This window comes from Mesorhizobium sp. 131-3-5 (genome assembly GCF_016756575.1).
In the GTDB taxonomy this organism is placed as follows: Bacteria; Pseudomonadota; Alphaproteobacteria; order Rhizobiales; family Rhizobiaceae; genus Mesorhizobium; species Mesorhizobium jarvisii.
Genome location: NZ_AP023254.1, coordinates 3,668,438 through 3,694,290 on the forward strand (window position 1 = coordinate 3,668,438; position 25,853 = coordinate 3,694,290).

Consider the following 25,853-nt stretch of genomic DNA (forward strand, 5'->3'; position numbering starts at 1 on the left):
GTGTCAACGCGCGGCTACGACATGGCGATGTCGGCGAGCGCCGGACCCAGATCGCCGGCGGGTGTCACTTCGATGCGTTGAAGGCCAAGCCAGCCCTGCATCTGCTGCAGTTCCTCGAAGAGTTGCGCGGCGGTTTCAGGTGGCGCGCCGGGTTCGGCGTAGGCGGCGTGGGTGCGCAGGACGCTGGCCGGCCGGTCAGCCTTGAGGTCGACGCGGGCGACGATCCGGTCGCCGAGCAGGAAGGGCAGGACGTAATAGCCGTATTGGCGCTTCTCAGCCGGCGTGTAGATCTCGATGCGGTAGTGGAAATCGAACAGCCGCTCCGAGCGCGAGCGCTCGAAGACGACCGGGTCGAACGGCGCCAACAGTGCGCGGGCCTCGATTTTCCGGGGCAGGCGGGCGTCCTTATGAAGGTAGGCCGGCTTGTCCCAGCCCTCGACACGCACCGGCAGCAATTCGCCCAACTCGACCAGTTCCTCCAGCCGGCCTTTCATGTCGGCCGGCGATAGCCGAAAGTAGTCGCGCAGGTCGCCTGATGTCGCCACGCCATGGGCGCGGGCAGAAATGCGCAGCAATTCGCGGTGCGCGTCCTCGGCTGGCGGCACGGGCAGGTCGAGGATCGCCTGCGGCAGCACGCGCTCGGGCAAATCATAGAAGCGCTCGAAGCCGCGGCGGTGCGCCGTGGTGATGCGCCCGGCCCAGAACAGCCATTCGAAGGCATGCTTGGCATGGCTCCAGCCCCACCAGCCGCCCGAACCTTTCTGACCTTCCAGCGCCGAAGCGGCGATCGGGCCGCGCGCGGCGACCTCGCGGTAGATCTCTTCTATATAGGCGGCGTGCTCGCGGCCCCATTTGGCCAGGCCCAGATACATCTCGTCGCCCTGCTCGGCGCGCTGCATGCGCCAGCGCATCAGCGGGTAGGTCTCGACCGGCAGGAAGGAAGCCTCATGCGCCCAGTATTCGAAGACGGTGCGCTTGCGCGTCACGGCGGCATTGTCGAGCAAGGTCAAGGGATAGGGGCCAAGGCGGGAATAAAGCGGCATATAATGCGCGCGCACCACCGCGCTGACGGAATCGATCTGCAGCAGGCCGGTGCGGGAGAGCACGCGGGCGAAGTGGCGGCGGTCGGGTGTGCCATTTGGGCGGGGATCGAGAAACCCCTGTGCGGCGAGCGCGATGCGCCGGGCCATGGCAAGCGAGATTTTTTCCTTCATGCAGGTATCACTCTGGGCGCTTCTGCTGTGGGTCTGACGGGTGATTCCAGCCCATGCTAGCAGGGTTTTAGCGGCAACCCTGTCAGGAGAGAAAAGTGGAGTATAAAACGAAGGAAATCAAACAGGAGCGGATCGGACCAGTTTCTCCGGATATGCCGTCCAGGTCGGCGTTTTGAACAAGGTTTGACTTGCTTCGCTGGAAGTGCTGCGCTAACCCTCGCCGCGTTGCAGCATAGGCCCCTTAAAACGGTTCAGCGGTTAATCTGTCACGCTTCCGCATTAAGGTCCGGTGCTGTAATCAAAGTGGATTGGCGCCAACGGAAAGCCGCTGCATGAACGCACTTCTCAGTTCGTACCTGCCCATCGTCCTGTTCATCGGCGTGGCGCTGGTCGTCGGCCTGGCGCTGCTGGCCGCACCGTTCCTGGTGGCTTACCGCAATCCCGATCCCGAAAAGCTTTCCGCCTACGAGTGCGGTTTCAACTCGTTCGACGATGCCCGCATGAAATTCGACATCCGCTTCTACCTGGTGTCGATCCTGTTCATCATCTTCGACCTCGAAGTGGCCTTCCTGTTTCCCTGGGCAGTGTCCTTCTCGAAGATCGGCATGCTGGGTTTCTGGTCGATGATGGTGTTTTTGGCAGTGCTGACCATCGGCTTTGCCTATGAATGGAAAAAAGGAGCGCTGGAATGGGATTGAACGACAGTTCAGGCACCCTCGTCGCGCCGAAGCCGAAGGGCATCATCGATCCCAACACCGGCAGGCCGGTGGGGGAGGACGATCCCTTCTTCCTCGAAATCAACAATGAGCTTGCCGACAAGGGTTTCCTGGTCACCTCGACCGAGGCGCTGATCACCTGGGCGCGCTCGGGCTCGCTGATGTTCATGACCTTCGGTCTGGCATGCTGCGCCGTCGAGATGATCCACACCTCGATGCCGCGCTACGACTCGGAGCGCTTCGGCGTCGCGCCGCGTGCGTCACCGCGCCAGTCCGACATCATGATCGTCGCCGGCACGCTGACCAACAAGATGGCGCCGGCGCTGCGCAAGGTCTACGACCAGATGCCGGAGCCGCGCTACGTCATCTCGATGGGCTCCTGCGCCAATGGCGGCGGCTACTACCACTATTCCTATTCGGTGGTACGCGGCTGCGACCGCGTCGTGCCTGTCGACATCTATGTGCCCGGCTGCCCGCCGAGCGCCGAAGCTTTGCTCTACGGCATTCTTCTCCTGCAGAAGAAAATCCGCCGCACCGGCACGATCGAACGGTAAATCCATGGCCGCATCCCTTAGCGAACTGTCGACCTATCTCGGCGAAAGGCTGATCGGTCGCGTCAATGGCGCTGACATTGCCTATGGCGAGCTCACCATTCATGTCGAGCCGCGCGACCTCATCGAAGTCGTGACTTTCCTGCGCGACGATGCGCGCTGCCAGTTCATCTCGATCATCGATGTCTGCGGCGCCGACTATCCGTCGCGGGCCAAGCGCTTCGACGTCGTCTATCACCTGCTGTCGCCGAAACAGAATGTGCGCATTCGCGTCAAGGTGCAGGCCGACGAGGAGACGATGGTGCCGTCGATCACCGGGGTTTTCCCCGGCGCCGACTGGTTCGAGCGCGAGACCTACGATCTCTATGGCGTGCTGTTCTCGGGCCATCCCGATCTGCGCCGCCTGCTGACCGACTACGGTTTCGAAGGCCATCCGCTGCGCAAGGATTTCCCGCTGACAGGCTTCGTCGAAGTGCGCTACGACGACGAAGCCAAGCGCGTCATCTACGAGCCGGTCGAGCTCAAGCAGGAATTCCGCAATTTTGATTTTCTTTCCCCTTGGGAAGGCACCGACTACGTGCTGCCCGGGGACGAAAAAGCCAAGACGAATTGAGGCGCCAGAATGGCTGAGACCTCCGTCCGCAATTTCAACATCAATTTCGGCCCGCAACATCCTGCGGCGCACGGCGTTTTGCGCCTCGTGCTGGAGCTCGACGGCGAAGTCGTCGATCGCGTCGATCCGCATATCGGGCTGCTGCATCGCGGCACCGAAAAGCTGATCGAGGCAAAAACCTATCTGCAGGCTGTGCCTTATCTCGACCGGCTCGACTATTGCGCGCCGATGAATCAGGAACATGCCTTCGCACTGGCCGCCGAACGCCTGCTCGGCATCGAAGTGCCGAGGCGCGGCCAGCTGATCCGCGTGCTCTATTGCGAGATCGGCCGCATCATGTCGCACATCCTCAATGTGACGACGCAGGCGATGGACGTCGGCGCGCTGACGCCGCCGCTGTGGGGTTTCGTCGAGCGCGAAAAGCTGATGGTGTTTTATGAGCGCGCCTCCGGCTCGCGCATGCATGCCGCCTATTTCCGGCCCGGCGGCGTCCATCAGGACCTGCCGCGCCAGCTGGTCGAGGACATCGGCAAGTGGATCGACCCGTTCCTGAAGTCGATCGACGACCTCGACAAGCTGCTGACCGGCAACCGCATCTTCAAGCAGCGCAATGTCGATATCGGCATTGTTTCGCTGGCCGATGCCTGGGCCTGGGGCTTTTCGGGCGTCATGGTGCGCGGTTCGGGCGCGGCCTGGGATCTGCGCAAGTCGCAGCCCTATGAATGCTATTCGGAAATGGATTTCGACATTCCGATCGGCAAGAACGGCGACTGCTACGACCGTTACCTCGTGCGCATGGAAGAAATGCGCCAGTCGGCCAGGATCATGCGCCAGTGCGTCGATCTTCTGCTCGGCAAGGAAAGCACCGGCCCGGTGTCGAACCTCGACGGCAAGGTCGTGCCGCCCAAGCGCGCGGCGATGAAGCGTTCGATGGAAGCGCTGATCCACCACTTCAAGCTCTACACCGAGGGCTATCGCGTGCCGGCCGGCGAGGTCTATGCGGCCGTCGAGGCGCCGAAGGGCGAATTCGGCGTCTATCTCGTCTCCGACGGCACCAACAAGCCGTATCGCTGCAAGCTGCGCGCGCCCGGTTTCGCGCATCTGCAAGCCATGGATTTCCTGTGTCGCGGCCACATGCTGGCCGACGTCACCGCCGTTCTTGGCTCCCTCGACATCGTGTTTGGTGAGGTCGATCGCTAAATGTCAGTCCGCCGTCTCGCAGAAGCCAGCGTCCAGCCAGCATCCTTCGCCTTCAACCGGGCGAACGCGGCAGCGGCGAAGCATTGGATCAAGAAGTACCCGAAGGGCCGCGAGCAGTCGGCGATCATTCCGCTGCTGATGCTGGCGCAAGAACAGGAAGGCTGGGTCACCAAGGCGGCGATCGAGACGATTTCGGACATGCTCGGCATGCCCAGGATTCGCGGGCTCGAGGTCGCGACCTTCTACACGCAGTACCAGCTCAATCCGGTCGGCACCCGCGCGCACATCCAGGTCTGCGGCACCACGCCCTGCATGCTGCGCGGCTCGGAAGCGCTGATGGATGTCTGCCGCTCGAAAATCCATCACGACCAGTTCCACACCAACGACAAGGGCACCTTGTCGTGGGAAGAAGTCGAGTGCCTCGGCGCCTGTGTCAACGCGCCGATGGTGATGATCTTCAAGGATACGTTCGAGGATCTGACGCCGGAACGCCTGGCCGAAATCATCGATCTCTACGATGCGGGCAAGGGCGCCTCGGTGGCGCCGGGACCGCAGAATGGCCGCACCGGCTCGGAGCCGGCCTCTGGTCTCACGACGCTGAAAAGCGAAAAGGCGATCCTCAAGTCGACCCGCGACCGGGAAGCCAGGGAGGCAGCGAAGGCCGCCAAGGCGGCACCCGACGCGATCATTGCGGCGCCCGTTCCGGCACCCGCTCCCGTCGCCCCGTCCAACGCCAGCAAGCCGAAGACCGACGCGCCTGAAACCAGCCCGGCGTTGAAGACACCCTCAAAGACCAAGGTGGCGCCGGCGGCGGAGAAGGCGGCGAGTGTTTCGGCGCCGCTGCATTCGGCCGCCAACGCCAACAAGGCAGCGCCGGAAGTCGAGAAGGTCTCCAAGCAGCGCAATGGGCCGAAGGCCAAGGCCGAACCGGCCTCTGCCTTCAAGGCGCCGGAAGCCAAGGCGCCGGCGGCAAAGCCCGCAAAACCGTCGCTGGAGGACAAGAACCGTCCGGCCGGTATCGACAGGCCGGCCGCGGTCGACGATCTCAAGCTGATCTCCGGCGTTGGCCCGAAGATCGAGGGCGTCCTGCATACGCTGGGCATCTTCACCTTCGCGCAGGTCTCTTCCTGGAAGAAGGCCGAGCGCGAGTGGGTGGACGGCTATCTCTCCTTCCACGGCCGCATCGAGCGCGACGACTGGGTCAAGCAGGCCAAGGCGCTCGCCAAGGGCGGCGTCGCCGAATACATCCGCGTCTTCGGCAAGAAGCCGGTCTGAGGGACGAAAAATGCTTCAGGATAAAGACCGCATCTTCACCAACATCTACGGCCTGTTCGACAAGTCGCTGGCCGGCGCCATGGCGCGTGGCGCCTGGGACAACACGCCCGGCATCGTCGCCAAGGGGCGCGAATGGATCGTCAATGAGATGAAGGCGTCCGGCCTGCGCGGCCGTGGCGGCGCCGGCTTCCCGACGGGCCTCAAATGGTCGTTCATGCCCAAGCAGAGCGATGGCAGGCCTAGCTACCTCGTCATCAACGCCGACGAATCCGAGCCTGGCACCTGCAAGGACCGCGACATCCTGCGCAACGATCCGCACACGCTGGTCGAAGGGGCGCTGCTCGCCGGCTTCGCCATGGGCGCGATTGCCGCCTACATCTATGTGCGCGGCGAGTTCATCCGCGAGCGCGAGGCGCTGCAGCGCGCCATCGACGAGGCCTATGAGGCCAAGCTGATCGGCAAGAACAACACGTCCGGCTACGATTTCGACGTCTACATGCATCACGGCGCCGGCGCCTATATCTGCGGCGAAGAGACGGCGCTGCTGGAAAGCCTGGAAGGCAAGAAGGGTCAGCCCAGGCTGAAGCCGCCATTCCCGGCCAATGTCGGCCTTTATGGCTGCCCGACCACCGTCAACAACGTCGAATCGATCGCGGTGGCGCCGACCATCCTGCGCCGTGGTGCAGCCTGGTTCTCGTCCTTCGGCCGGCCCAACAATGTCGGCACCAAGCTGTTCTGTGTCTCCGGCCACGTCAACAATCCGTGCACCGTCGAAGAGGCGATGTCGATCCCGTTTCGCGAGTTGATCGAGACGCATTGCGGTGGCATCCGCGGCGGCTGGGACAATCTGCTCGCGGTCATCCCGGGCGGCGCCTCGGTGCCGCTGGTTCCGGCCGAGCAGATCATCGACACGCCGATGGATTTCGATGCGCTGCGCGACCTCAAATCCGGCCTCGGTACGGCGGCCGTCATCGTCATGGACAAGTCGACCGATGTCGTGAAGGCGATCGCGCGGCTGTCCTACTTCTACAAGCATGAGAGCTGCGGCCAGTGCACGCCGTGCCGCGAAGGCACAGGCTGGATGTGGCGGGTGATGGAGCGGCTGGTGCGCGGCGAGGCGCAGAAGCGCGAGATCGACATGCTGCTCGACGTCACCAAGCAGGTCGAGGGCCACACGATCTGCGCGCTGGGCGATGCGGCGGCATGGCCGATCCAGGGCCTGATGCGGCATTTCCGCGGCGAGGTGGAGCGGCGCATCGACGAGTTTTCGCGCAACGCGCATCGAGCCGAACCGGTGATGGTGGCGGCGGAATAGAAGATTTTTGAATGCTGGAATAACGGGGCGGGGCGAACGAAGAAACGACCAGGAGAACTCTATGGCGCCTTATTCGACACCCTACCCATTGATGCCTAATTTGGACCAGATCGAGAAGATGAACCAGGACCTGACCAGGATGATGCCGAAGGAGATGGCCAGCGCCGTCAACCTTTTCGTGCACCCTGTCGCTGGTGCGGCGGCAATGTCGGCGCTTGGCATCGGGCTTGCCAATCATGCGTTCGGCGTCTGGCTGGGGGCACTCACAGGAGCCGCCGAGGCATCACAGCGCCTGATGCAGCCGCTGATCGAGGATTTCGAGGCGCGCGTCGAGCAATTCGAGGACGCGAGCTCGTCGTCCATCAAGGCGCGGGCGACGGCCAAAACCATGATTGCCGAGGCGCAGTCCTTCGCGCAGGAAGTGACCGACATCGCCGCCAAGGAAGCCGCCACCACGGTGCCTGCGGTAAATGTCGCTCCTGCAACGAGCGAGGCCGCCGACGTTCTGCTGCCCGAGGATTTCAGGCAGCCCAAGGCTATGGACAAGCCGGCGAAACCGTCCGACCTCAAGGCGATATCGGGCATCGGTCCGAAGCTGGAAAAGGTGCTGAACGGGCTCGGCATTTGGACCTATGCCCAGATCGCCGCCTGGTCGCCGCAAGAGATCGCCTGGGTCGACGACTATCTGTCGTTCAACGGCCGTATCGGCCGTGACGAGTGGACTGCGCAGGCGGCTGTGCTGGCCGCGAAGAAGTGAATGAAATGCCGGGCGCTGCGTCTGACGCGCCCGGGAAATGAGATTGCGGGAAATCCGCAGGGGTTTGAAGCGAATGGCAAAGCTCAAGGTCGACGGGAAAGAGATCACTGTACCCGACCACTACACGCTGCTGCAGGCAGCGGAAGACGCGGGCGCGGAAGTGCCGCGCTTCTGCTTCCATGAGCGGCTGTCGATCGCCGGCAATTGCCGCATGTGCCTGATCGAGGTGAAGGGCGGGCCGCCCAAGCCGCAGGCCTCCTGCGCCATGGGCGTGCGCGATTTGCGCCCCGGCCCCAATGGCGAGCCGCCGGAAATCTTCACCAACACGCCGATGGTCAAGAAGGCCCGCGAAGGCGTGATGGAGTTCCTGCTGATCAACCATCCGCTGGATTGCCCGATCTGCGACCAGGGCGGCGAATGCGACCTGCAGGACCAGGCGATGGCCTTCGGCGTCGATTCCTCGCGCTATCATGAGAACAAGCGCGCGGTCGAAGACAAGTATATCGGCCCGCTGGTCAAGACAGTGATGAACCGCTGCATCCATTGCACGCGCTGCGTCCGCTTCACCACCGAAGTCGCCGGCATTTCCGAACTCGGCCTGATCGGCCGCGGCGAGGACGCCGAGATCACCACTTATCTCGAACAGGCGATGACCTCGGAACTGCAGGGCAATGTCATCGATCTGTGCCCGGTCGGCGCGCTGACCTCCAAGCCCTTCGCCTTCCAGGCGCGGCCGTGGGAACTGACCAAGACCGAATCCATCGACGTGATGGACGCCGTCGGCTCGGCGATCCGCATCGACAGCCGTGGCCGCGAAGTGATGCGCATCCTGCCGCGCGTCAACGAGCAGGTGAACGAGGAGTGGATTTCCGACAAGACCCGCTTCATCTGGGACGGGTTGCGCACGCAGCGCCTCGACCGTCCCTATGTGCGCAAGGACGGCAGGCTGGTTGCGGCAAGCTGGGCCGAAGCGTTCGCGACGATCAAGGACGCGGTGTCGAAGACCACGCCCGAGAAGATTGGCGCCATCGCTGGCGATCTCGCGGCGGTCGAGGAAATCTACGCGCTGAAGCTGCTGATTGCTTCGCTCGGCTCTAAGAATGTCGACTGCCGCCAGGATGGCGCCGCACTCGATCCGGCGCTCGGCCGTGCCAGCTACATTTTCAACCCGACCATCGAAGGCATCGAGCAGGCCGATGCGGTGCTGATCATCGGCGCCAATCCGCGATTCGAGGCCTCGGTGCTCAACGCCCGCATCCGCAAGCGCTGGCGGGTCGGCAATCTGCCGGTCGGCGTCATCGGCGATGTCGGCGACACACGCTACGAGTATGAATTGCTCGGTGCCGGGCCGGATTCGCTGAAGGATCTGGCCGACGGCAATGGCACGTTCTTCCAGACGCTGAAGAAGGCGACGCATCCGCTGATCATTATCGGCCAGGGCGCGTTGGCGCGCGCCGACGGCGCGGCCGTGCTCGGCCAGGCGGCGAAGCTCGCCGCTGCTGTCAATGCCGCTCGCGCCGACTGGAACGGCTTTGCCGTGCTGCACAATGCGGCGGCCAGGGTCGGCGGCCTCGATCTCGGCTTTGTGCCGGGCGAGGGTGGCAAGGATGTCGCCGGTATGCTCGGCGAAACGGACGTGCTGTTTCTGCTCGGCGCCGACGAGATCGATATGGGCAAGACCGGCGGCGCCTTCGTCGTCTATATCGGCACCCATGGCGACCACGGCGCGCATCGCGCCAATGTCATCCTGCCGGCGGCTGCCTACACGGAAAAGTCAGGCACCTACGTCAACACCGAAGGGCGCGTGCAGCAGACCAACCGCGCCGGTTTCGCGCCTGGCGATGCGCGCGAGGACTGGGCGATTCTGCGGGCCCTGTCCGACGTGCTGGGCAAGAAGCTGCCGTTCGATTCACTGCCGCAACTGCGCGCCAAGCTCTATGGCGAGTATCCGCATCTGGCCCGCATCGATCAGGTCGCGGCCGGCAATGCCGAGGACATTGCCGGCGTGGCGAAGCTCGGCGGGCGACTGAACAAGGGCACCTTCACCTCGCCGGTCAAGGATTTCTACCTGACCAACCCGATCGCGCGGGCATCGGCCGTGATGGCGGAATGCTCGGCACTGGCCAAGAGCGGCTTCAAGCAGGCGGCGGAATAAGCATGGACACCTTCTTCTCCTTCTACGTGCTGCCGGCGCTGCTGATCCTTCTAAAGTCAGTCGTGCTGATCGTGGTGCTGCTGATCTTCGTGGCCTACATCCTCTACGCCGACCGCAAGATCTGGGCGGCGGTGCAGTTGCGCCGTGGCCCGAACGTCGTCGGCCCCTGGGGCACGCTGCAGGCCTTCGCCGACCTGTTGAAATTCGTCTTCAAGGAACCGGTCATCCCGTCCGGCGCCAACAAGGGCGTGTTCCTTCTGGCGCCGCTGGTATCGGCGGTGCTTGCGATTTCGGCCTGGGCGGTCATTCCAGTCAACCAGGGTTGGGCGATCGCCAACGTCAATGTCGGCATCCTCTATGTCTTCGCCATCTCCTCGCTCGAGGTCTACGGCGTGATCATGGGCGGCTGGGCGTCGAACTCGAAATATCCGTTCCTCGGCGCGCTGCGTTCGGCCGCGCAGATGGTCTCCTACGAAGTCTCGATCGGCTTCGTCATCGTCACCGTGCTGCTCACCGCCGGCTCGCTCAACCTCAGCGATATCGTGATGTCGCAGCAGGGTGGGCTTGGCACCAGACTCGGCCTGCCCAACTCCTTCCTCGACTGGAACTGGCTGGCGCTGTTCCCGATGTTCATCATCTTCTTCATCTCGGCGCTGGCCGAGACGAACCGCCCGCCTTTCGACCTGGTCGAGGCCGAATCGGAACTGGTCGCCGGCCATATGGTCGAATATTCGTCGACGCCGTTCCTGCTGTTCTTCCTCGGCGAGTATGTCGCCATCGTCCTGATGTGCGCGCTGGCGACCATCCTGTTCCTCGGCGGTTGGCTGCCGCCCTTCGACTTCGCGCCCTTCACCTGGGTGCCCGGCGTCATCTGGTTCGTGCTGAAGGTGTGCTTCGTGTTCTTCGGTATCTCGATGGTGAAGGCCTTCGTGCCGCGCTACCGCTACGACCAACTGATGCGGCTGGGCTGGAAAGTGTTCCTGCCGATCTCGCTGTTCATGGTTGTCGCCACCGCAGCCTTCCTCAAGATCACGGGGTTTGCGTGATGTCCGCTTTGTCCCAGGCCGCAAAATCGCTGCTTCTGCAGGATTTCGTCAGCGCCTTCTTCCTGTCGATGCGCCAGTTCTTCGCGCCGAAGGAGACGATCAACTATCCGCACGAGAAGGGGCCGACCAGCCCGCGCTTCCGGGGCGAGCACGCGCTGCGCCGCTATCCCAATGGCGAGGAACGCTGCATCGCCTGCAAATTGTGCGAGGCGATCTGCCCGGCGCAGGCCATCACCATCGAGGCCGGCCCGCGCCGCAATGACGGCACGCGCCGCACGGTGCGCTACGACATCGATATGGTGAAGTGCATCTATTGCGGCTTCTGCCAGGAAGCCTGCCCGGTCGATGCCATCGTCGAGGGGCCGAATTTCGAATTCGCGACTGAAACGCGCGAGGAGCTCTACTACGACAAGGACAAGCTGCTGGCCAATGGCGACCGGTGGGAGCGCGAACTGGCGCGCAACATCTCATTGGATGCGCCGTACCGCTGATATTTGACGCATGGACGAGGCGAGGGGCCTCGTCTAAGGACACAACGAAACTTGCCGACCGGAGGCGGTCGCAAAAATCAAACACGACGAATGTCCTGTTTGGGATAGGAACCCGGGGGAACCCCAATGCTGAGTGGACTAGAGGCGGCCTTTTTCTACCTCTTCGCCTTTGTCGCCGTGGCGTCGGCGTTCATGGTCATTTCATCGCGCAACCCCGTGCATTCGGTGCTGTTCCTGATCCTGACCTTCTTCAACGCCGCCGGCCTGTTCATGCTGACCGGCGCCGAGTTCCTGGCGATGATCCTGCTCGTCGTCTATGTCGGCGCGGTCATGGTGCTGTTCCTGTTCGTCGTCATGATGCTCGACGTCGACTTCGCTGAAATGAAAGAGGGCGCGCTGCAATACGCGCCGATCGGCGCGCTGGTCGGGCTGATCCTGGCGGCGGAGCTGATCGTCGTGCTCGGCGGCTACACATTCGCGCCGAAGCTGGCCGCGACAGTGTCCAAACCGATCCCCGATCTCGCCACGCGCTCGAACACGGCCGCGCTCGGCGACATCCTCTATACCGACTACCTCTACTACTTCCAGATTTCGGGCCTCATCCTGCTGGTTGCCATGATCGGCGCCATCGTGCTGACGCTGCGTCACAAGGAAGGGATCAAGCGGCAGTCGATCGCAGCCCAGGTCGGCCGCACGCCGGCCACCGGCATGGAAATCCGCAAGGTCAAGTCGGGCGAAGGAGTCTGAGATGGTCGTCGGCATCGCACATTATCTGACCGTATCGGCGATCCTGTTCACGCTCGGCGTGTTCGGCATCTTCCTGAACCGCAAGAACGTCATCGTCATCCTGATGTCGGTCGAGCTGATCCTGCTTGCGGTCAACATCAACTTCGTCGCCTTTTCGGCGGCGCTCGGCGATCTGGTCGGCCAGGTGTTCGCGCTGTTCGTGCTGACGGTCGCGGCGGCTGAAGCCGCCATCGGACTTGCCATTCTCGTCGTCTTCTTCCGCAACCGCGGCTCGATCGCGGTCGAAGACGTGAACATGATGAAGGGTTGACGGAACCACCATGTATCAGGCCATCGTCTTCCTTCCACTGCTCGGCTTCCTGATCGTCGGCCTGTTCGGCACGTCGCTCGGCGCCAAGGCGTCCGAATACATCACCTCCGGCTTCCTGGTGATCTCCGCGGTGCTGTCGTGGGTCGCCTTCTTCAGCGTCGGCTTCGGCCATGGCGAAGTGTTCACCGTGCCGGTGCTGCACTGGATCCAGTCCGGCGGGCTGGACGTGTCCTGGGCACTGCGCATCGACACGCTGACGGTGGTGATGCTGGTGGTGGTCAACACCGTTTCGGCGCTGGTCCATATCTATTCGATCGGCTACATGCACCACGATCCGAACCGGCCGCGCTTCTTCGCCTATCTGTCGCTGTTCACCTTCGCCATGCTGATGTTGGTGACGGCCGACAACCTCGTGCAGATGTTCTTCGGCTGGGAAGGGGTCGGTCTCGCCTCCTACCTGCTGATCGGTTTCTGGTACAAGAAGCCGTCGGCCAACGCCGCGGCCATCAAGGCCTTCGTCGTCAACCGCGTCGGCGATTTCGGTTTCGCGCTCGGCATTTTCGGTGTGTTCGTGCTGTTCGGCTCGGTCAATCTCGGCACCATCTTCGCCAATGCGGCGACGTTCGTTCCGGCCGAAGGCGCGCCGCAAGGTGCTGCCGTGCTGACCTTCCTCGGCCATGCGCTGGACAAGCAGGCGGCGATGACCGTCGTCTGCCTGCTGCTGTTCATGGGCGCCATGGGCAAGTCGGCGCAGGTGCCGCTGCACACCTGGCTGCCGGACGCCATGGAAGGCCCGACGCCGGTCTCGGCTCTCATCCATGCCGCAACCATGGTGACCGCCGGCGTGTTCATGCTGGCGCGGCTGTCGCCGCTGTTCGAACTGTCGCATTCGGCGCTGACCGTGGTGACCTTCATCGGCGCCTTCACCGCCTTCTTCGCGGCCACCGTCGGTCTCGTTCAGAACGACATCAAGCGCGTCATCGCCTATTCGACCTGCTCGCAGCTCGGCTACATGTTCGTGGCGCTCGGCGTTGGCGCCTATGGCGCGGCGATCTTCCACCTGTTCACGCACGCCTTCTTCAAGGCGCTGCTGTTCCTCGGCTCGGGCTCGGTCATCCATGCCGTCTCCGACGAGCAGGACATGCGCAAGATGGGCGGTCTGCGCAAGCTGATCCCGACCACCTACTGGATGATGGTGATCGGGACGCTGGCGCTGACCGGCGTCGGCATTCCGGTGACCGTCATCGGTACCGCCGGTTTCTTCTCCAAGGACGCCATCATCGAGAGCGCCTTTGCCAGCCACAATTCGGTTGCCGGCCTCGCCTTCGTGCTTTTGGTCATCGCCGCCTGTTTCACCTCCTTCTATTCCTGGCGGCTGATCTTCATGACCTTCCACGGCCAGCCGCGGGCGAGCCATGAGGTGATGCACCATGTGCATGAATCGCCGCCGGTGATGCTGGTGCCGCTGTTCATCCTGGCTGCGGGTGCACTGTTTGCCGGCATCATCTTCCACAATTCCTTCATCGGCGAAGGCTATGCCGAGTTCTGGAAGGCGTCGCTGTTCACGCTGCCGGACAATCACATCCTGCACGAAATCCACGAACTGCCGCTGTGGGTCGAACTGTCGCCCTTCATCGCCATGCTGATCGGCTTCGCGGTGGCCTGGAAGTTCTACATCCGCTCACCGGAATTGCCCCGAAGCGTCGCCGCCAACCATCGCTTGCTCTACGCCTTCCTGCTCAACAAGTGGTATTTCGACGAGCTGTACGACTTCCTGTTCGTGCGGCCCGCCAAGCGCCTTGGCCATTTCCTGTGGAAGACCGGTGACGGCACCGTCATCGACGGGCTCGGGCCGGATGGCATTTCGGCGCGCGTCGTCGATGTCACCAACCGCGTCGTCAAGCTGCAGACCGGCTACCTCTATCACTATGCCTTCGCCATGCTGATCGGCGTTGCCGCACTCGTCACCTGGATGATGCTCTGATGACCGCCTGGCCAATCCTCTCGCTGGTCACCTTCCTGCCGCTGGTTGGTGTGCTGCTTATCCTGTTCATCAAGGATGACAGCGAAAATGCGCGCCGCAACATCCGCGCCATCGCGCTGTTGACGACGACATTCACCTTCATCATCTCGGTGTTCATCTGGACCGGCTTCGACAATTCTCAGTCAGGCTTCCAGTTCGTCGAGAAGGCCGCCTGGCTCGACTCCGGCATTTCCTACCATATGGGTGTCGACGGCATTTCCATGCTGTTCGTCATCCTGACGACGTTCCTGATGCCGCTCTGTATCCTGGCCTCGTGGGAAGCGATCGAGAAGCGCGTCAAGGCCTACATGATCGCCTTCCTGTTGCTCGAAACGCTGATGATCGGCGTGTTCTGCGCGCTGGATATCGTGCTGTTCTACGTCTTTTTCGAAGCCGGCCTGATCCCGATGTTCATCATCATCGGCGTCTGGGGCGGCAAGCGGCGCGTCTACGCCTCGTTCAAGTTCTTCCTCTACACGCTCGCCGGTTCGGTGCTGATGCTGCTCGCCATCATGGCGATGTTCTATCAGTCGGGCACGACCGACATTCCGACGCTTCTGACGCACAGCTTCCCTGCCAATATGCAGACCTGGCTATGGCTCGCCTTCTTCGCCTCCTTCGCGGTGAAGATGCCGATGTGGCCGGTGCACACCTGGCTGCCCGACGCGCACGTCGAGGCGCCGACGGCGGGCTCGGTGATCCTGGCCGCAATTCTGCTTAAGATGGGTGGGTACGGCTTCCTGCGCTTCTCGCTGCCGATGTTCCCGCTGGCGTCGGAAATGTTCGCGCCGCTGGTGTTCACGCTGTCGGTCGTCGCCATCATCTACACCTCGCTGGTGGCGCTGATGCAGGACGACATGAAGAAGCTGATCGCCTATTCCTCTGTCGCCCATATGGGCTTCGTCACCATGGGCATCTTCGCCATGAACCAGGAAGGCGTGCAGGGCGCCATCTTCCAGATGCTCAGCCACGGCCTGGTCTCGGGCGCGCTGTTCCTGTGCGTCGGCGTCATCTATGACCGCATGCACACGCGTGAGATCGCTGCCTATGGCGGGCTGGTCAACAACATGCCGAAATACGCCACCGTGTTCATGGTCTTCACCATGGCCAATGTCGGCCTGCCCGGCACCAGTGGTTTCGTCGGCGAGTTCCTGACCATGCTCGGCGTGTTCCGGGTCAACACCTGGGTGGCGTTCTTCGCCGCTACGGGCGTCATCCTGTCGGCGGCCTACGCGCTCTGGCTCTACCGCCGGGTGATCTTCGGCGCGCTGACCAAGGACAGTCTGAAGGGGCTGCTCGACCTGTCGTTGCGCGAGAAGGTGATCATCTACCCGCTGGTCGCGCTGGTCATCTTCTTCGGCGTCTATCCCGCTCCCGTCTTCGACGCGACGGCCCAGTCGGTCAAGTCGCTCGTCACCAATGTCACCGCATCCATCGGCGCCGCGCAAACCGCGGCGGCGAACTGACCCAGGGGTTTTGCGAACCATGACGCCGGACCTTCTCTCCAGCCTGTCGCTCTCGACGCCCGAGCTGATCCTTGCCATCGGCGCGCTCGCGCTGCTGATGGTCGGGGCCTATTCGCGCGCCAACACCGCCAATACGGTGACCGGCCTTGCCGTTGCCGTGCTGGTGGTCGCCGGCGTCTGGCTGGTCTTTTCCACGGGGCAGGGCAGCGCCTATGGCAACGCCTTCATCCAGGATCCCTTCTCCCGCTTCATGAAGGTGCTGGCGCTGGTCGGCTCGGCGGTGACGCTCGTCATGTCGATGCGCTTTGCCAAGGCGGAGCGTTTCGACAAGTTCGAATATCCGGTGCTGATCCTGCTGTGCACGCTCGGCATGATGCTGATGATCTCGGCCAACGGCATGATCGGGCTCTATCTCGGCCTCGAGCTGCAGTCGTTGGCGATCTACGTACTGGCGGCGATCAACCGCGACAATCTGCGTTCGACAGAGGCCGGCCTGAAATACTTCGTCCTCGGCGCGCTGTCGTCGGGCATGCTGCTCTACGGCATCAGCCTGGTCTATGGCTACACCGGCAACACCGGCTTCCAGGAAATCGCCTCGGCGCTCGGCAGTGGCCCGCGCCAACTCGGTCTCGTTTTCGGCCTGGTCTTCGTGCTTGCCGGCCTTGCCTTCAAGATCTCGGCGGTGCCGTTCCATATGTGGACGCCCGACGTCTATGAAGGCGCACCGACGCCGGTGACGGCCTTCCTGGCGGCGGCCCCCAAGATGGCGGCGATGGCGCTGATCGTGCGCGTCACTATGGGCGCGTTTAAGCCGATCGCCGCCGATTGGCAGCAGATCATCGTCTTCATCTCGATCGCCTCGATGGCGCTCGGCGCCTTTGCCGCGATCGGCCAGACCAATATCAAGCGCCTGATGGCCTATTCCTCGATCGGTCACATGGGCTACGCGCTGGTCGGCCTTGCCGCCAACAGCCAGGCCGGCGTGCGTGGTGTTGCCATTTACATGCTGATCTATCTGGTGATGACGCTCGGCACCTTCGCCTTCATCCTCGCCATGCGGCGCAAGGAAGGCAATGTCGAACAGATCAGCGACCTGGCCGGGCTGTCATCGACCAACCCGATCATGGCCACTATCCTCACCATCCTGATGTTCTCGCTGGCCGGCATTCCGCCGCTCGCCGGCTTCTGGGGGAAGTGGTACGTCTTCCTCGCCGCCATCAACGCCAACCTCTACGCGCTGGCGATCATCGGCGTGCTGGCCTCGGTGGTGGGCGCCTATTACTATCTGCGCATCATCAAGATCATGTGGTTCGACGAACCGGTCGGCGGCTTCGTGCCGATGGCCAGTGAATTGCGTGTCGTGCTCGGCGTCTGTGGCGCCTTCGTGCTGTTCTATGTGCTGATCGGCGGACCGATCGGCACCTATGCCGAAGCCGCCGCCAAGACATTTTTCTGACGGGATGGCATTTCGGCTGGCCCCAACCTCGGCGTCGGAAGGGTTCCGGCTCGAGGCCCATGACAGCGTCGGCTCCACCAACACGGTGGCGCTGGACCACGCCCGGGCAGGTGACCCGGGCAGGCTGTGGGTTGTTTCCAAGAAGCAGGAAAGCGGGCGTGGCCGGCGCGGCCGCGCGTGGGTGTCGCCCGATGGCAACTTGGCGGCGACCTTGCTCGTCATCACCGGTGGTGAACTACGGCTGGCCGCGACGCTGGGTTTCGTCGCGGGCCTTTCGCTTGCCGATGCACTCGACGCCGCGGTGCCGCAGGGCCGCATCGCCGTAGGACTCGATGGCGCAAGCCAGGGACAAAACCGTTTCGAGCTGAAATGGCCGAACGATGTGCTTGCTTCGGGCGCGAAGCTCGCCGGCATCTTGCTGGAGTCGGCGATACTGGAGGGCGGCCGTTTCGCGGTGGCGGTCGGCATCGGCGTCAATGTGGTGGCGCACCCCAGGGATTTGCCTTATCCCGCGACATCGCTGCAAGCTCTCGGCGCGACATGCGATGCCGAAACGCTGTTCCTGGCGCTGTCGGATGCATGGAGCGAAAACGCCCGGCTGTGGGATGAAGGCCGCGGCCTTGCCGCCGTCAGGCGGCGCTGGCTGGCGCGCGCGGCGGGGCTCGGCGGCGAGGTAGCCGTCAGAATTGACGGTAATGTGGTGCGTGGGGTGTTCGAGACCATTGACGAGGACTGCCGTTTCGTGATCCGCGACGATGAGGGGTCGGTGCTGACAATCGCGGCCGGCGACGTGCATTTCGGCGCGGTCGCGTCCGCTCAAGTATAGTTTGTTTCTGCGCAATTCCGGACGGAAAACCGTTAGACACTTTTCCTGGAATTGCTTTAACGGCTTGGCCCGAGGGTCAGGAAGGGAAAAATCATGGCGAAAGCGGAAAACGCCGAACTCGTCTTCGTGCCGCTCGGCGGCGTCGGCGAGATCGGCATGAACTTCGCCCTCTACGGCTACGGCCCGCCGAGCGCGCGCGAATGGATCGTCATCGATGTCGGCGTCACCTTTCCCGACGCGGCGCATCCGGGCGTCGACCTGATCCTGCCCGACACGCGCTTCATCGAGGAGAACCTCGCCAATCTGCGCGGCATCATCATCACCCACGCGCATGAGGACCATTATGGCGCGCTGCTCGACATCTGGCCGAGGCTGAAGGCCCCCGTGTGGATGACGCCGTTCAGTGCCGGGCTGCTGGAAGCCAAGCGGCAGGGCGAGCAGGGGGCGCCGAAGATTCCGCTGACGATCTACCGGGCCGGGGAGAAATTCACCGTCGGTCCGTTCGAGATCGAAGCCATTCCGGTGGCGCACTCCATCCCCGAGCCGATGTCGCTGGCCATCACCACGCCAGCCGGCACGGTCATCCACACCGGCGACTGGAAGATCGACCCAGAACCGACGATCGGGCCGAAGACCGACGAGGCGCGCTTCCGTGCCTATGGCGACAAGGGCGTGCTGGCGCTGATCTGCGATTCGACCAATGCGCTGCGCGAAGGGGAATCGCCGTCGGAAGTGGCGGTTGGCGAGGGGCTCAAGGGCGTCATCCAGAGCGCCGTCGGCCGTGTCGCCGTGACGACCTTCTCCTCCAATGTCGGGCGTATCGTCTCCATCGCCAAGGCGGCGCGCGATGCCGGCCGCCAGTGCCTGGTGCTCGGCCGCTCGTTGAAGCGCGTTATCGACGTTGCCGACGAGCTTGGCTATATGGACGGCCTGCCGGAATTCATTGCCGAGGAGGATTTCGGCTTCATCCCGCGCGAAAACCTGGTCATCATCTGCACCGGCAGCCAGGGCGAGCCGCTGGCAGCACTTGCGAAACTGTCGCGCGACGAGATGAAATCGGTGTCGCTGACGGCGGGCGACACGGTGGTGTTCTCCTCACGCACCATCCCCGGCAATGAGAAGGCGATCCTCGAGATCAAGAACCGCCTCATCGATCTCGGCATCAAGATCATCGAGGACGGCGACGCGCTGGTGCACGTCTCCGGCCATCCCCGGCGCAGCGAGTTGCGCAAGATGTATGAGTGGGTGCGCCCAAAGATCGGCGTTCCCGTGCATGGCGAGGCGGCGCATCTTGTGGCGCAGGGCTCGCTGATGTCGACCTCCGGCATCGGCCAGGTGGCGCAGGTGCGCGACGGCGACATGCTGCGGCTCGCTCCCGGCCCCGCCACCATCATCGACCAGGTGCCGTTCGGCCGCATCTACAAGGACGGCAATCTGATCGGCACCGACCAGGCGATGGGCATTCGCGACCGGCGCAAACTGTCCTTTGCCGGCCATGTCGCGGTCAATGTCGTGCTCGACGACAAATACGAGCTCGCCGGCGATCCCGATCTGGTCGCCATCGGGGTCGCCGAGGCCGACGCCAGCGGCGAGACGCTGGAGGATTTGATGATCGATGCGGCCGTCGGTGCGGTCGATTCGATTCCCCGCCAGCGGCGCAAGGACCTCGACCTGGTACAGGAAGCGGTGCGGCGCGCGGTGCGCGGCGCCGCCAACGAAGCCTGGGGCAAGAAGCCGCTGGTGACGGTGTTCGTCACCAGATGAGGGTAGCGCTGGTTCGCGGCTCTAGACGTTCAGCTGATAGCTGACCGGGAGCCAGCGAAAAGAGCCGTTCACCGCTTCGATGTAGCCCAGGCCCGGAAACGGCATGTGATGGCCGGCGACCAGCAGGCGCTGGTCCGCCGCCATCTTCAGCAAACGCTTGCGGGTCTCGATCGCCCGTTCCTTGTCATCATCGAAATCCGCATGCCATTCCGGATGCTGGATGGACACGACATAGTGCAGGAACGCATCCGACCAGATCAGCAATCGCTGGCCGCCGCTTTCGACGAGAAATGCCAGCAGGCCGGGGGAATGGCCTGACGCGTCGATGGCGGTAATGCCCGGCAGCACCTCATCTCCAGGCGCTATGAACGTTGCCCGGTCGGCCAGCCCGGTGCAAATCCGCCGGAACAGATCACGGTTGGCCAACCTGGCCGGGCGCACCGCTGTTGCCTCGGTCCAGAAAGCGAATTCAGCCGCGCCAAAAACATAGCGGGCCTGGCCGAAGACGGGTTTGCCGTTGCTGACAAGCCCACCGATGTGGTCCGGATGGCCGTGGGTGATGACCACCACGTCGATATCGTCAGGATCAAGCCCAAGGTCCTGCAAGCACTCCAAGAGTGAACTGCCCTCATCGCCGCATCCGGTGTCGAACAGGATCCTTTCGGATCCGGTGTCGATCAGCGTCGGGATGAAGCAGTGCTCGAATCGATCCCGGTCGATGAAGTTCGAGACCGCGAGTTGCTGCACCGCGGTTGGCGGCTGTCCGGCCGCGAAGGCTGCTGCAAGATTGTCTCTGATATCGACAGCGTCGAGCAAGGCGGCAATCTTGAATGAGCCGAGATCGAAGGTGAAAACGCGGGCGCGGGCAGGGCGGATGTAAGACATTGCCGTTTGTACTTTGCGGTTGTGGGCCGGAATAGCCTCGATCGTGATTCGGCCGAATGTTCACCAAAGTGCGACAGTGCGCGCCTCGTGAATGGCTGTTGATCTCAGCTGATTTGACGTATGACGCCAGCCAGTGACAGAAGAGAGATAGCTCGTACATGCTCGGACGGCTGAACCATGTCGCGCTTGCGGTGCCGGATCTGGCTGCCGCCGTTGCCGCCTACCGCAACACGCTTGGCGCCGAAGTGACGGAGCCGCAGGCTTTGCCGGAGCATGGCGTCACGGTGGTGTTCGTCAATGTCGGCAACACCAAGATCGAATTGCTGGAACCACTGGGCGAGGGCTCGCCGATCGCCGCGTTCCTGGCGAAGAACCCGTCAGGCGGCATGCATCATCTCTGCTACGAGGTCGACGACATCCTGGCCGCGCGGGACCAGCTCAAGGGCGCCGGCGCGCGCGTGCTGGGCGACGGCAATCCGAAGACCGGCGCGCATGGCAAGCCGGTGCTGTTCCTGCATCCGAAGGATTTCTTCGGCACGCTGATCGAACTGGAGCAATCATGAGCTGGGTTTCGTTCACCGCCCTTTTTTTCGCGACCTGGTGGGTGGTGCTGTTCGCCGTACTGCCGTTTAGCGTCAGGACGCAGGACGACGATCATGACGTGACACTGGGCACGGTTCCAAGCGCGCCGCGCGGGCCGCACATGCTGCGCGCGGTGATCCGCACCACCATCGCCACGGCGATCCTCATGGGCATTTTCTATGGGCTGACGCACGGGCTGGGCTACAGCCTCAACGACATCCCGCATATCGTGCCGGATTTCGGCCAGACCCCGGCGAAATAGATCGCCCGGTGAGAGTGCGACGACGACGTCGATGCGCCGCGGATGAGGGTCGAGACGCTGCCATGCTTCACGGCTGACCGCTTGCTGACGCTAAGTCATGTGTTCTGACAGCACGCCACGCTAACCAGATGATTGCACAAAAAAAATGCAAGGCACGAGGCCTTGCAATTAAACGCGTCCGATCTGTTTCCGGTTTCCGGCGGCAGCGAGTAACCGCGCCTAGATCGCATCCTCCCAAGACTTTGACCGCGTAGGAGAGCAGATTTTTCTCCGCCCTCTCGGTTATCGCGGCACACTAGCCTAAGCCGAATGAAAATGTCACGAAGAATTTTGCCTCGAAACAGGCATTCTCGTGCTGCACTGCACAATAGTATGGCATGCTTTGCTTGGGAAACGACCAGCAAGGCTCGGCGGAGCCTTTGCGGCATGTTCTGGATTGACGCGCGCAAAGAATTGGCGGCCAAAACCGAAGAGGTTCGGCATGCCCGATGCCGGCACGTCCTGGTCCGGAAACCGGAGGATTCCGGGCCGTGGCGCGCTAATGTGCCGCCATGCCCGGGTTTCCATTCCGTCATGAAATGGCTATGAAGCCGGGGCAAGCAAGCCTGCGTCGCGCCGATTCTGGCGTGGCCGTTCTCATTCACGGACCAGTCCATGCGTTTGTCGCGCTATTTCCTGCCTATCCTCAAAGAAAATCCGCGCGAGGCCGAGATCGTCTCGCATCGGCTGATGCTGCGTGCCGGCATGATCCGCCAGCAGGGGCAGGGCAGTTTTTCCTGGTTGCCACTTGGCAAGCGGGTGTTGGACAAGGTCTGCCAGATCATCCGCGAGGAGCAGAACCGCGCCGGCGCGCTGGAAATCCTGATGCCGACCATCCAGTCGGCCGATCTGTGGCGCGAAAGCGGCCGCTACAACGACTATGGCAAGGAGATGCTGCGCATCAAGGACCGCCAGGACCGCGACATGCTCTACGGCCCGACCAACGAGGAAATGGTCACCGAGATCTTCCGCGCCTATGTGAAGTCCTACAAGGATTTGCCGCTCAACCTCTACCACATCCAGTGGAAGTTCCGCGACGAGGTGCGGCCACGCTTCGGCGTCATGCGCTCGCGCGAGTTCCTGATGAAGGACGCCTATTCCTTCGACCTCGACTTCGAGGGCGCGAGGGCTGCCTACAACAGGATGTTCGTCTCCTACCTCAGGACGTTTACGCGCATGGGCCTGCAGGCGATTCCGATGCGCGCCGACACCGGGCCGATCGGCGGCGACCTCAGCCACGAATTCATCATCCTGGCCGATACCGGCGAAAGCCAGGTTTTCTGCCATCGCGACTATCTTTCGCTTGCCGTGCCGGGCGCCGAAACCGACTTCGCCAATGACGGCGAGATATCAGATATCGTCAAGACATGGACGACGCCCTACGCCGCCACCGACGAGATGCATGACGAAGCAGCTTGGGAAAGGGTGCCCGAGAGCGACAAGGTTTCGGCGCGCGGCATCGAGGTTGGTCACATCTTCCATTTCGGCGAGAAGTATTCCAAGCCGATGGGCGCCAAGGTGACCGGACCGGACGGCAAGGACCATTTCGCCTCCGGCGGTTCCTACGGCATCGGCCCGTCGCGCCTGGTCGCGGCGATCATCGAAGCCAGCCATGACGAGAACGGCATCATCTGGCCCGACGCCGTGGCGCCGTTCGACATCGGCCTGATCAACATGAAAGTGGGCGACGCCGATTGCGACCGTGTCAGCGAAGAGCTGAATGCCGCCTTCACCGCCGCCGGCAAGGACGTGCTCTATGACGACACCGACCAGCGGCCGGGCGGCAAGTTCGCCACCGCCGACCTGATCGGTCTACCCTGGCAAGTGATCGTCGGACCGCGCGGCGTGGCCGCCGGCGAGGTCGAGATCAAGAATCGCAGGACCGGCGAGCGCGAAACGCTGCCGATCGCCGATGCGAAAAAACGCTTCGGTGCCGCCGCATGAGCGAGGCGGCGGCGGCAAGATCAGCGGGCGCCGGCCCGTTCTCCTTCTTCGAGCGCACGGTTGCCTGGCGCTATTTGCGCTCGCGGCGCAAGGAGACGGTGATCTCGGTCATCGCCTCGATCTCCTTCCTCGGCATCATGCTGGGGGTGGCGACGCTGATCGTCGTCATGGCTGTGATGAACGGGTTCCGCGCCGAGCTTTTGACGCGCATCCTTGGCGTCAACGGCCATCTGATCGTGCAGCCGCTCGACTCGCCGCTTGAGGACTACGCCCAGGTTGCCGGCCGCATCAACGGCGTGCCCGGCGTCAAATACGCCATTCCGCTGATCGACGGCCAGGTGCTGGCGCAAGGCAATGTCGGCGGCGGCACGGGCGCACTGGTGCGCGGTATCAGGGGCGAAGATCTCGGCAAGATCGCCATCGTCGCCAACAACATCAAGCAGGGTTCGCTCGCCGGTTTCGATTCGGGCGAGGGCGTCGCCATCGGCAAGCGCATGGCCGAGAATCTCGGCCTGACGCTGGGCGACACCATCACGCTCATCTCGCCCGATGGCGACGTAACGCCGATCGGCACGACGCCGCGCATGAAAGGCTACAAGATCGCGGCGATCTTCGAAGTCGGCATGTCGGAATATGACACGTCCATCGTCTACATGCCGTTCTCCGAAGCGCAGCTCTATTTCAACATGGATGGCCGTGCGCAGACGATTGAGATCTATGTCGACAATCCCGACAATGTCGACGCGCTGAAACCGAAGGTGGAAGAGGCGGCGCAGCGGCCGATCGACATGGTCGACTGGCGCCAGCGCAACGAGACCTTCTTTTCCGCCCTGCAGGTCGAGCGCAACGTCATGTTCATGATCCTGACGCTGATCGTGCTGGTGGCGGCGCTCAACATCATTTCGGGACTGATCATGCTGGTGAAGGACAAGGGGCACGACATCGCCATCCTGCGCACCATGGGCGCCTCGCGCGGCGCCATCCTGCGCATCTTCCTGATGACGGGGGCGGCGATCGGCGTCACCGGTACGCTCGCCGGCGTGCTGCTCGGCGTCGTCATCTGCACCAACATCGAATCGATCCGCCAGTTCTTCTCCTGGATGACCGGCAAGGTGCTGTTCAACCCGGAGCTCTATTTCCTCAGCCAGCTGCCGGCGAAGATGGATCCGCGCGAGACGACCTATGTCATCATCATGGCGCTTGGGCTGTCCTTCCTGGCAACGGTGTTTCCGGCATGGCGGGCCGCCCGCCTCGATCCGGTCGAAGCCTTGAGGTACGAGTAGTGGCCGAGATCATTATCGAGCTGAAGAGCGTCGAGCGGCACTATGTCCAGGGGCCGCGCAAGCTCACCATTTTGAACGGCGCCGATTTCTCGCTGAAGCGCGGCGAGATGGTGGCGCTGGTGGCGCCATCCGGCACCGGCAAGTCGACGCTGCTGCATACGGCCGGCCTGCTGGAACGCCCCGACGCAGGCGACGTGATCCTGGCCGGCCGGGCCTGCGGGCGGCTCTCCGACGACGAACGCACGTCAATCCGCCGCAACGATGTCGGCTTCGTCTACCAGTTCCATCATCTGCTGCCGGAGTTTTCCGCGCTGGAAAACATCATGATGCCGCAGCTGATCAAGGGCCTGCCGCGCAAGGAAGCGGCCGAGCGCGCCGCGCAACTGCTCGACTATATGCAGATCGGCAAGCGCGCCTCGCACCGGCCGTCCGAACTCTCCGGCGGCGAGCAGCAGCGCGTCGCCATTGCCCGCGCCGTCGCCAATGCTCCGCTGGTGCTGCTGGCCGACGAGCCGACCGGTAATCTCGACCCGGTCACCGCCTCCTATGTCTTCGAGGCGCTGGGCGCGCTGGTCAAGCAATCGGGCCTGGCGGCGCTGATCGCCACCCACAATCACGAGCTGGCATCGCGCATGGACCGGCGCGTCACGCTCGCCGACGGCAAGGTCGTGCCGCTTTAGGCTGTGCCGATATCAGGCGAATTGAAGGAATATCGACACATCCGCGAAGATGGGTTTGGCCGAATCTTCATATGGCTTTCTAGACCTCGCCGAGGGCCTGTCGCGACTCACTATCGTGACCTGTTGATAGGCGTCTCGCCATCAACCTTTCCTTAACCCTGCCGATCTGATCGCCCGGAGATTCTTGGCGGGACCGGATTCTGCGCGTTGACATTGAAACAAAATTAGAACAAATTGCGAACATATCAACAAC

General features: G+C 63.0%; 24 protein-coding genes. 22 read left to right on the forward strand and 2 right to left on the reverse strand.

The features are described from left to right. Positions 1-14 precede the first annotated feature (14 nt). Positions 15-1,214, reverse strand: coding sequence for a winged helix-turn-helix domain-containing protein (locus JG747_RS17925; RefSeq protein ID WP_202359732.1), 1,200 nt, complete (start codon positions 1,212-1,214; stop codon positions 15-17). 332 nt (positions 1,215-1,546) lie between these two features. On the opposite strand from JG747_RS17925, the gene JG747_RS17930 reads away from it, so the two are divergent. The 17 genes from JG747_RS17930 to JG747_RS18010 all read left to right on the forward strand — a co-directional run bounded on the left by JG747_RS17930 (position 1,547) and on the right by JG747_RS18010 (position 19,925). Next, a complete protein-coding gene (locus tag JG747_RS17930; RefSeq protein ID WP_010910112.1) occupies positions 1,547-1,912 on the forward strand; it encodes an NADH-quinone oxidoreductase subunit A in 366 nt (121 codons plus the stop codon). After that, complete coding sequence (locus JG747_RS17935) at positions 1,903-2,484, forward strand: NuoB/complex I 20 kDa subunit family protein (protein WP_015317338.1); 582 nt, start codon at positions 1,903-1,905, stop codon at positions 2,482-2,484. Before JG747_RS17930 ends, JG747_RS17935 begins: the two co-directional genes overlap by 10 nt. 4 nt (positions 2,485-2,488) lie before the next feature. Next, positions 2,489-3,094 (forward strand): NADH-quinone oxidoreductase subunit C, encoded by a 606-nt coding sequence (locus tag JG747_RS17940; protein ID WP_019858942.1) that lies wholly within the window; start codon positions 2,489-2,491, stop codon positions 3,092-3,094. Positions 3,095-3,103: 9 nt separating this feature from the next. Then, positions 3,104-4,294 (forward strand): NADH-quinone oxidoreductase subunit D, encoded by a 1,191-nt coding sequence (locus tag JG747_RS17945; RefSeq protein ID WP_019858941.1) that lies wholly within the window; start codon positions 3,104-3,106, stop codon positions 4,292-4,294. Next, positions 4,295-5,569: an NADH-quinone oxidoreductase subunit E gene (locus JG747_RS17950; RefSeq protein WP_202359733.1), complete on the forward strand. Its 1,275-nt coding sequence runs from the start codon at positions 4,295-4,297 to the stop codon at positions 5,567-5,569. A 10-nt stretch (positions 5,570-5,579) separates the two neighbouring features. Next, positions 5,580-6,884, forward strand: a complete 1,305-nt coding sequence (nuoF, locus tag JG747_RS17955; protein ID WP_019858939.1) for an NADH-quinone oxidoreductase subunit NuoF — start codon at positions 5,580-5,582, stop codon at positions 6,882-6,884. Positions 6,885-6,945: 61 nt separating this feature from the next. Next, positions 6,946-7,641, forward strand: coding sequence for an NADH-ubiquinone dehydrogenase (locus JG747_RS17960; RefSeq protein WP_202359734.1), 696 nt, complete (start codon positions 6,946-6,948; stop codon positions 7,639-7,641). A 73-nt stretch (positions 7,642-7,714) separates the two neighbouring features. Further along, positions 7,715-9,796, forward strand: coding sequence for an NADH-quinone oxidoreductase subunit NuoG (gene nuoG / locus JG747_RS17965; RefSeq protein ID WP_038647497.1), 2,082 nt, complete (start codon positions 7,715-7,717; stop codon positions 9,794-9,796). A 2-nt stretch (positions 9,797-9,798) separates the two neighbouring features. Further along, on the forward strand, positions 9,799-10,842 hold the full coding sequence (gene nuoH / locus JG747_RS17970; protein WP_038647495.1) for an NADH-quinone oxidoreductase subunit NuoH: 1,044 nt from the start codon (positions 9,799-9,801) through the stop codon (positions 10,840-10,842). Then, positions 10,842-11,333, forward strand: coding sequence for an NADH-quinone oxidoreductase subunit NuoI (gene nuoI, locus JG747_RS17975; protein ID WP_027046992.1), 492 nt, complete (start codon positions 10,842-10,844; stop codon positions 11,331-11,333). Before nuoH ends, nuoI begins: the two co-directional genes overlap by 1 nt. A 126-nt stretch (positions 11,334-11,459) precedes the next feature. Then, the gene (locus tag JG747_RS17980) at positions 11,460-12,080 is read left to right on the forward strand and encodes an NADH-quinone oxidoreductase subunit J (protein WP_019858932.1); all 621 of its coding nucleotides are present in this window, start codon (positions 11,460-11,462) and stop codon (positions 12,078-12,080) included. 1 nt (position 12,081) lies between these two features. After that, a complete protein-coding gene (gene nuoK / locus JG747_RS17985; protein WP_019858930.1) occupies positions 12,082-12,390 on the forward strand; it encodes an NADH-quinone oxidoreductase subunit NuoK in 309 nt (102 codons plus the stop codon). Positions 12,391-12,400: 10 nt separating this feature from the next. Continuing rightward, a complete protein-coding gene (gene nuoL, locus JG747_RS17990) occupies positions 12,401-14,374 on the forward strand; it encodes an NADH-quinone oxidoreductase subunit L (protein ID WP_038647492.1) in 1,974 nt (657 codons plus the stop codon). Continuing rightward, positions 14,374-15,879, forward strand: a complete 1,506-nt coding sequence (locus JG747_RS17995) for an NADH-quinone oxidoreductase subunit M (protein ID WP_019858928.1) — start codon at positions 14,374-14,376, stop codon at positions 15,877-15,879. Before nuoL ends, JG747_RS17995 begins: the two co-directional genes overlap by 1 nt. Before the next feature lie 19 nt (positions 15,880-15,898). Beyond that, positions 15,899-17,335, forward strand: a complete 1,437-nt coding sequence (nuoN, locus tag JG747_RS18000; protein ID WP_019858927.1) for an NADH-quinone oxidoreductase subunit NuoN — start codon at positions 15,899-15,901, stop codon at positions 17,333-17,335. A 4-nt stretch (positions 17,336-17,339) separates the two neighbouring features. Continuing rightward, a complete protein-coding gene (locus JG747_RS18005) occupies positions 17,340-18,161 on the forward strand; it encodes a biotin--[acetyl-CoA-carboxylase] ligase (protein ID WP_202362309.1) in 822 nt (273 codons plus the stop codon). 93 nt (positions 18,162-18,254) lie between these two features. Next, positions 18,255-19,925, forward strand: a complete 1,671-nt coding sequence (locus JG747_RS18010) for a ribonuclease J (RefSeq protein WP_019858925.1) — start codon at positions 18,255-18,257, stop codon at positions 19,923-19,925. Between the two features lie 21 nt (positions 19,926-19,946). On the opposite strand, the gene JG747_RS18015 is transcribed toward JG747_RS18010, so the two are convergent. Then, on the reverse strand, positions 19,947-20,810 hold the full coding sequence (locus JG747_RS18015; protein ID WP_202359735.1) for an MBL fold metallo-hydrolase: 864 nt from the start codon (positions 20,808-20,810) through the stop codon (positions 19,947-19,949). A 158-nt stretch (positions 20,811-20,968) separates the two neighbouring features. Here JG747_RS18015 and mce point away from each other — a divergent pair, with 158 nt between their 5' ends. From mce to JG747_RS18040, 5 genes are all read left to right on the forward strand, one after another. Further along, a complete protein-coding gene (mce, locus tag JG747_RS18020; protein ID WP_064983957.1) occupies positions 20,969-21,373 on the forward strand; it encodes a methylmalonyl-CoA epimerase in 405 nt (134 codons plus the stop codon). Next, a complete protein-coding gene (locus JG747_RS18025; protein ID WP_010910093.1) occupies positions 21,370-21,654 on the forward strand; it encodes a DUF1467 family protein in 285 nt (94 codons plus the stop codon). Before mce ends, JG747_RS18025 begins: the two co-directional genes overlap by 4 nt. 654 nt (positions 21,655-22,308) lie before the next feature. Beyond that, positions 22,309-23,637 carry a proline--tRNA ligase gene (proS, locus tag JG747_RS18030; RefSeq protein WP_064983959.1) on the forward strand — a complete coding sequence of 443 codons (1,329 nt, stop codon included), beginning with the start codon at positions 22,309-22,311 and terminating at the stop codon, positions 23,635-23,637. After that, the gene (locus tag JG747_RS18035) at positions 23,634-24,920 is read left to right on the forward strand and encodes a lipoprotein-releasing ABC transporter permease subunit (protein ID WP_019858920.1); all 1,287 of its coding nucleotides are present in this window, start codon (positions 23,634-23,636) and stop codon (positions 24,918-24,920) included. The genes proS and JG747_RS18035 overlap by 4 nt, the downstream gene beginning before the upstream one ends. Beyond that, complete coding sequence (locus tag JG747_RS18040) at positions 24,872-25,600, forward strand: ABC transporter ATP-binding protein (protein WP_171880380.1); 729 nt, start codon at positions 24,872-24,874, stop codon at positions 25,598-25,600. Before JG747_RS18035 ends, JG747_RS18040 begins: the two co-directional genes overlap by 49 nt. Positions 25,601-25,853: the final 253 nt, after the last annotated feature.

Bases quoted from the DNA above. Each gene is read 5' to 3' on its own strand.
- JG747_RS18035 (WP_019858920.1), top strand. From the start codon at position 23,634: ATGAGCGAGGCGGCGGCGGCAAGATCAGCGGGCGCCGGCCCGTTCTCC.
- nuoH (WP_038647495.1), top strand. From the start codon at position 9,799: ATGGACACCTTCTTCTCCTTCTACGTGCTGCCGGCGCTGCTGATCCTT.
- nuoN (WP_019858927.1), top strand. From the start codon at position 15,899: ATGACGCCGGACCTTCTCTCCAGCCTGTCGCTCTCGACGCCCGAGCTG.
- JG747_RS18005 (WP_202362309.1), top strand. From the start codon at position 17,340: ATGGCATTTCGGCTGGCCCCAACCTCGGCGTCGGAAGGGTTCCGGCTC.
- nuoG (WP_038647497.1), top strand. From the start codon at position 7,715: ATGGCAAAGCTCAAGGTCGACGGGAAAGAGATCACTGTACCCGACCAC.
- JG747_RS17960 (WP_202359734.1), top strand. From the start codon at position 6,946: ATGGCGCCTTATTCGACACCCTACCCATTGATGCCTAATTTGGACCAG.
- JG747_RS17940 (WP_019858942.1), top strand. From the start codon at position 2,489: ATGGCCGCATCCCTTAGCGAACTGTCGACCTATCTCGGCGAAAGGCTG.
- proS (WP_064983959.1), top strand. From the start codon at position 22,309: ATGCGTTTGTCGCGCTATTTCCTGCCTATCCTCAAAGAAAATCCGCGC.
- JG747_RS17950 (WP_202359733.1), top strand. From the start codon at position 4,295: ATGTCAGTCCGCCGTCTCGCAGAAGCCAGCGTCCAGCCAGCATCCTTC.
- JG747_RS17995 (WP_019858928.1), top strand. From the start codon at position 14,374: ATGACCGCCTGGCCAATCCTCTCGCTGGTCACCTTCCTGCCGCTGGTT.
- mce (WP_064983957.1), top strand. From the start codon at position 20,969: ATGCTCGGACGGCTGAACCATGTCGCGCTTGCGGTGCCGGATCTGGCT.
- JG747_RS18025 (WP_010910093.1), top strand. From the start codon at position 21,370: ATGAGCTGGGTTTCGTTCACCGCCCTTTTTTTCGCGACCTGGTGGGTG.
- JG747_RS17925 (WP_202359732.1), bottom strand. From the start codon at position 1,214: ATGAAGGAAAAAATCTCGCTTGCCATGGCCCGGCGCATCGCGCTCGCC.
- nuoL (WP_038647492.1), top strand. From the start codon at position 12,401: ATGTATCAGGCCATCGTCTTCCTTCCACTGCTCGGCTTCCTGATCGTC.
- nuoK (WP_019858930.1), top strand. From the start codon at position 12,082: ATGGTCGTCGGCATCGCACATTATCTGACCGTATCGGCGATCCTGTTC.
- JG747_RS18040 (WP_171880380.1), top strand. From the start codon at position 24,872: ATGGCGGGCCGCCCGCCTCGATCCGGTCGAAGCCTTGAGGTACGAGTA.
- JG747_RS17980 (WP_019858932.1), top strand. From the start codon at position 11,460: ATGCTGAGTGGACTAGAGGCGGCCTTTTTCTACCTCTTCGCCTTTGTC.
- JG747_RS17945 (WP_019858941.1), top strand. From the start codon at position 3,104: ATGGCTGAGACCTCCGTCCGCAATTTCAACATCAATTTCGGCCCGCAA.
- JG747_RS18010 (WP_019858925.1), top strand. From the start codon at position 18,255: ATGGCGAAAGCGGAAAACGCCGAACTCGTCTTCGTGCCGCTCGGCGGC.
- nuoI (WP_027046992.1), top strand. From the start codon at position 10,842: ATGTCCGCTTTGTCCCAGGCCGCAAAATCGCTGCTTCTGCAGGATTTC.
- JG747_RS18015 (WP_202359735.1), bottom strand. From the start codon at position 20,810: ATGTCTTACATCCGCCCTGCCCGCGCCCGCGTTTTCACCTTCGATCTC.
- JG747_RS17935 (WP_015317338.1), top strand. From the start codon at position 1,903: ATGGGATTGAACGACAGTTCAGGCACCCTCGTCGCGCCGAAGCCGAAG.
- nuoF (WP_019858939.1), top strand. From the start codon at position 5,580: ATGCTTCAGGATAAAGACCGCATCTTCACCAACATCTACGGCCTGTTC.
- JG747_RS17930 (WP_010910112.1), top strand. From the start codon at position 1,547: ATGAACGCACTTCTCAGTTCGTACCTGCCCATCGTCCTGTTCATCGGC.